The organism is Dokdonella sp. (assembly GCF_049593775.1).
In the GTDB taxonomy this organism is placed as follows: Bacteria; Pseudomonadota; Gammaproteobacteria; order Xanthomonadales; family Rhodanobacteraceae; genus Dokdonella.
The window spans coordinates 1-4278 of sequence record NZ_JBAWHJ010000099.1; the positions used below are offsets into that span (position 1 = coordinate 1).

The 4278-nt window shown below is 59.0% G+C and carries 4 protein-coding genes; 3 read left to right on the forward strand and 1 reads right to left on the reverse strand.

All coding sequences use genetic code 11. The annotated features are described in order from the left end of the window. The first annotated feature begins 63 nt into the window (after nucleotides 1-63). Both WBP53_RS03440 and WBP53_RS03445 read left to right on the forward strand, forming a co-directional pair. Nucleotides 64-1260 (forward strand): DesA family fatty acid desaturase, encoded by a 1197-nt coding sequence (locus WBP53_RS03440; RefSeq protein ID WP_423925958.1) that lies wholly within the window; start codon nucleotides 64-66, stop codon nucleotides 1258-1260. A 164-nt stretch (nucleotides 1261-1424) separates the two neighbouring features. Further along, nucleotides 1425-1793 (forward strand): hypothetical protein, encoded by a 369-nt coding sequence (locus tag WBP53_RS03445; protein WP_423925960.1) that lies wholly within the window; start codon nucleotides 1425-1427, stop codon nucleotides 1791-1793. 60 nt (nucleotides 1794-1853) lie between these two features. On the opposite strand, the gene WBP53_RS03450 is transcribed toward WBP53_RS03445, so the two are convergent. Next, nucleotides 1854-2720: a mechanosensitive ion channel family protein gene (locus tag WBP53_RS03450; RefSeq protein WP_423925962.1), complete on the reverse strand. Its 867-nt coding sequence runs from the start codon at nucleotides 2718-2720 to the stop codon at nucleotides 1854-1856. A 411-nt stretch (nucleotides 2721-3131) separates the two neighbouring features. Here WBP53_RS03450 and WBP53_RS03455 point away from each other — a divergent pair. Continuing rightward, on the forward strand, nucleotides 3132-4278 hold a 1147-nt coding region (locus WBP53_RS03455; RefSeq protein WP_423925964.1), incomplete at its 3' end, for a DUF4124 domain-containing protein.

The following is a 4278-nucleotide window of genomic DNA, read 5'->3' on the forward strand; positions in this document are numbered from 1 at the left end:
GGGTATCTGGTTGCTCGACCGGAGCTCGCGTATGATTGATCAACTATTTTCCGGTGGAATTCCATGTTCGATTCGATAGTCACTTTCCTGACTCAGGGCCTGGTCAACGCGTCCTGGCCGATGTTGGTGCTCTACTTCATCGTCGTCTCTCAGTTCACGATTTTCTCGGTGACCCTGTACCTGCATCGCAGTCAGGCACACCGCGGCGTGGACTTCCATCCGGTACTGGCTCACTTCTTCCGTTTCTGGGCGTGGTTCTCCACCGCCATGGTGACCAAGGAGTGGGTGGCCATTCATCGCAAGCATCACGCCAAGTGCGAGACCGCCGAAGATCCGCATAGCCCGCAGTTTTTCGGTATCAAGAAAGTGCTGCTGGACGGCGTGGACCTGTATCGCAAGGCGCGCAGGGATACGTCGATCACGGAACAGTACGGCAGGGGAACCCCGGATGACTGGATCGAGCGCAACATCTACGCACGCCATCCCGAGCTGGGCCCAACCCTCATGCTGTTCGTTGCGTTCGCGTTGTTCGGCCTCTGGGGCGTCGTGATCTGGGCTGGCCAGATGATCTGGATCCCGTTCATGGCTGCGGGAGTCGTCAATGGCCTTGGCCACTGGTGGGGATATCGCAACGTCGAGAGCGACGACACGTCCACCAACCTGACTCCCTGGGGACTGATCATTGGCGGGGAAGAGCTGCACAACAATCATCATGCATTTCCGAGTTCGGCCAAGTTCTCACTTCGCCGCTTCGAGTTTGATATTGGCTGGGCCATGATCTGTGTATTCAATGCCATCGGCATGGCCAAGGTCATGCGCGTTGCTCCTTCATTGGACATCCGCGATGACATCAATGCGCCGGATAGCGATACCGTGAAAGCGTTGCTGACGCACAAGTTCCAGGTCATGACCGACTACTTCCGCGGTGTCACGGCGCCAACCCTCCACGAAGAGGCCGCGCGTGCCGGAGTCAGCATCAAGGCGCTTCCACGTCGCTTGCGCAATGCGCTGTCCAGTGGTGGACGCTGGCTCGACAACGACGCCCGTGAGCGCCTCGGAAACTGGGTAAACCAGCGGCCGGCCATGGCCACGGTCATGGAATATCGACGCCGCTTGCTTGAGATAATGGAGAGCCGCAATGGCGAGGCCATGCTCGAAGGACTCAAGCAGTGGTGCCGGGAAGCAGAGGAAAGTGGCAATCGAGCCTTGCAGGAGTTCGCCAGCCGGATCAAGGGCTATCGTCTCGCTCAAGCCAGCTGACTCATCCGTTTGCCCATAGTATTTGCGCCCGCAGGATGCGGGCGTTTTACGTTGTGCCCGGTACGCAGGGCCCGACGTGTCCAGTGCTGCAGATCATCGATCTGCAGGATGTCTGTTACCGAATGCGACTCCCTTCCGGATAACCACAAAGTAGGTGAACTGTCATGCGTCATTTCAAACGGCTTCTCGTTCCCGGTTTCATGCTGGCCATTCTCATGGCGGCAGCGATGCCTGCATTCGCCGCGAAAGGTTCCAAAGTCATCGTCGTCAACCAGTCTCGATGGGCGATCCATGAATTGTATTTCTCACCTACGGAAGAGGCCGAGTGGGGCGAGGATCAACTCGATGACGAGACGATCGGAACCGGTGAGCAGTTCACCCTGACTGGCATCCCGTGCGATGAGTGGGATGTGAGGGTCGTCGATGAGGATGGCGACGAATGCGTGATCGAAAGTGTTGGCCTCTGTGCCGACACCGACAAGTGGGTGATCTCGGACAGCGACTTGCTCGCTTGCCAGGCCGCGACAGACTGACTTTCCATCAGTAGCAGAAAAAACCCGCCGCTCGGCGGGTTTTTTCATGCCGGTTTGCCGCTAGGAGGCCTTGGCCATGTCCGGAACAGGAGCCGAGCCGGCCGTGCCACCGTCAACGATATGCAGGTCGCGTTGCGGGAACGGAATGCTGATGCCGAGACTGTCGTAGCGCTTCTTGATCTGCTCGGTCAGTTCGCATTTGGCATTGAAGTAGTCCGCATTGGCGACATGGCAGCGGATACCGAGGTTGACGCTGCTTTCGCCCAGCTCGTATACCAGAGCCGTGGGTGCCGGATCCTTCAGTACCCTCGAATCGGACTGCATGATTTCGAGCGCGGACGACTTGGCGAGGTCGATATCATCTGCATATCCGATCCCGACAACCAGTTCAATGCGTCGCATCGTGTCAGGGGTCAGGTTGATGATCGAATCCGTCGTGATCAGTGAATTCGGCAATGTGATGACCTGGTTGTCGGCTCCTCTCAGGCGCGTCTGAAAAATGCTGACCATCTCGACTTTTCCGGTAACGCCATTGATCGTGACCAGGTCACCCACCTTGAACGGGCGCAGGGTAACCAGCATTACGCCCGAGGCGATATTCGAGAGTGAATCTTTCAGAGCCAGGCCGATGGCGAGGCCGGCTGCACCCAATACCGCGAACATCGATGCCATCGGCACGCCGAGTACCTGGACTACCGCGAGCAGCAGAACGACTTGCATCACGATGAGGATCACGCGCCCAAGAAACAGGGCCGCGGTTGATTCAAGCTGGCTGTTCTGCAACTTCTTGCCTACCCAGCCTGCCAGCACTTTTGCGAGTTTCAATCCGACCAGCAGCAGCACAAGTGCGCCAAGCAGTCGGCCTCCGACGGTGATCCCCAAATCCACCCATTGCGCATGTTCCGGGGCCTGTAGCCACTCAATCATGTGTTTCTCCTGTGTCCAGTGAGGAAGTTCCGCGTATTGGGACTTCCCAGTTTACGCAGTTGTGCATTAACCCCATGTCAGCGCTGGGTGCGCATGGAGTTTGAGGCGCTGTTCCGACTTGCCGTCCTGCAACAGCCGAGCGGCTGCTCACTGCATCGGGCCTGGGTGCCTCGTGACCCATTTTCCAATACAAGACGCTGGTTTCCCTGGTCTGTCGCCTTGTGTTGGTACTCGCAAGATGTGGCTTCGGCCATGTCGTTCTCTGCCCGATCCAGTCGAGAGCGTCGGACATGAATGCGCTTCCCGGCGAGAAAGCGCGAATGCATGCGGGGCGGGCTATGCTTGCGCCATGAAGCAGTCATCCCGTCAGTTTTCGCCCCATTCCGTGGCTTTCAGCCCGGCAAGGCTCTGATGCGTACCGCATTGCTCGCCGTCTTGTTGATCGCAGTCGTTGTCCTTTTCTGGCTGCAGCGCTGGCACGCAGCCGATCATGTGGAGTCTGAATTTACCGCGGGCTCCCCGCAGCTCGCGAATCCAAAGACCCGCACAGGTACAGCTAGCGAAACGGTCGAAAGGGTGGCGGCACCGGTGAATGTATCGGGCACGGAGCCCGATGACCTGCAGGCCCTGGCTGCATTGGCGACTTCTGTAGTGCACCAGGCCAACACAGCGCAGGCCTGCCTTGCAGGTACGGGCCGAGGGCGACCCGCGGGAGACGCAACCATCCATCGCTGGGTGGATGCGGCGGGCATCATCCATTTTTCGGACAAGCCGCCCTCCGGGGAGGCCCAGCAACATCGGCAGATCAAGATCGAGGGGTTGGCGCCGATTCGTGTTGATGCCCGGGGCGTGGATGTCAATCTTCCGGATTACGTTGTCCAGCGCGCCACGATGGATACGCAAGCGATTGAACGAATATTTCGAAGCAGCCTGGGCATGAGTGGCGAGCCCGGCCTCGTACTCAGCATCGAGTACATTGCCTCCGCCAGGACCTATGCAGAACGGATCGGAAGCACCGCACTTGCTGATTCTGACGGGGCCTATTCCGGGAAGGATCGAACAATCCGCATACGTCATCGCGACGATATCGAGACCAGTTTTCAGATTCTCCGGCACGAAATCGCACATGCGCTGGTCCACGAACATGTAGGGCAACTGCCTGTCGCCATAAACGAGGGGTTGGCCGGGTTCTTCGAGCGCATCGAGGTGACGGGGATGGGGGCGCGGATTGCGCTGGATGACGTTCGGCGCAAGCCCGACCCGGAAATCAGCGTCGACGGACAGGACGAACTGGTCGACCTGCTCGCCAGGGAAGGGGCCGGATTCTACGGTGCAGGTCAGGAGCAGCGGTACTTTCGTGCCAAGGCGCTGATTGCCCTCTTGATGGAGCGCGCAGAGGGCCGTACGGCCCTGGGCAGCGTGTTGTCGGCACAGCGATTGACGCCCTGCCAGCCGGTGGAGCCTGCCCTTATGCTTGAGCAGACATATCCGGGTGGACTGGAAGCGTTGGCCAGAGACTGGTCAGGCTGGCTCCGCCATCCCTCAATGCGGGTCGCTT

Bases quoted from the DNA above. Each gene is read 5' to 3' on its own strand.
- WBP53_RS03450 (WP_423925962.1), bottom strand. From the start codon at position 2,720: ATGATTGAGTGGCTACAGGCCCCGGAACATGCGCAATGGGTGGATTTG.
- WBP53_RS03445 (WP_423925960.1), top strand. From the start codon at position 1,425: ATGCGTCATTTCAAACGGCTTCTCGTTCCCGGTTTCATGCTGGCCATT.
- WBP53_RS03440 (WP_423925958.1), top strand. From the start codon at position 64: ATGTTCGATTCGATAGTCACTTTCCTGACTCAGGGCCTGGTCAACGCG.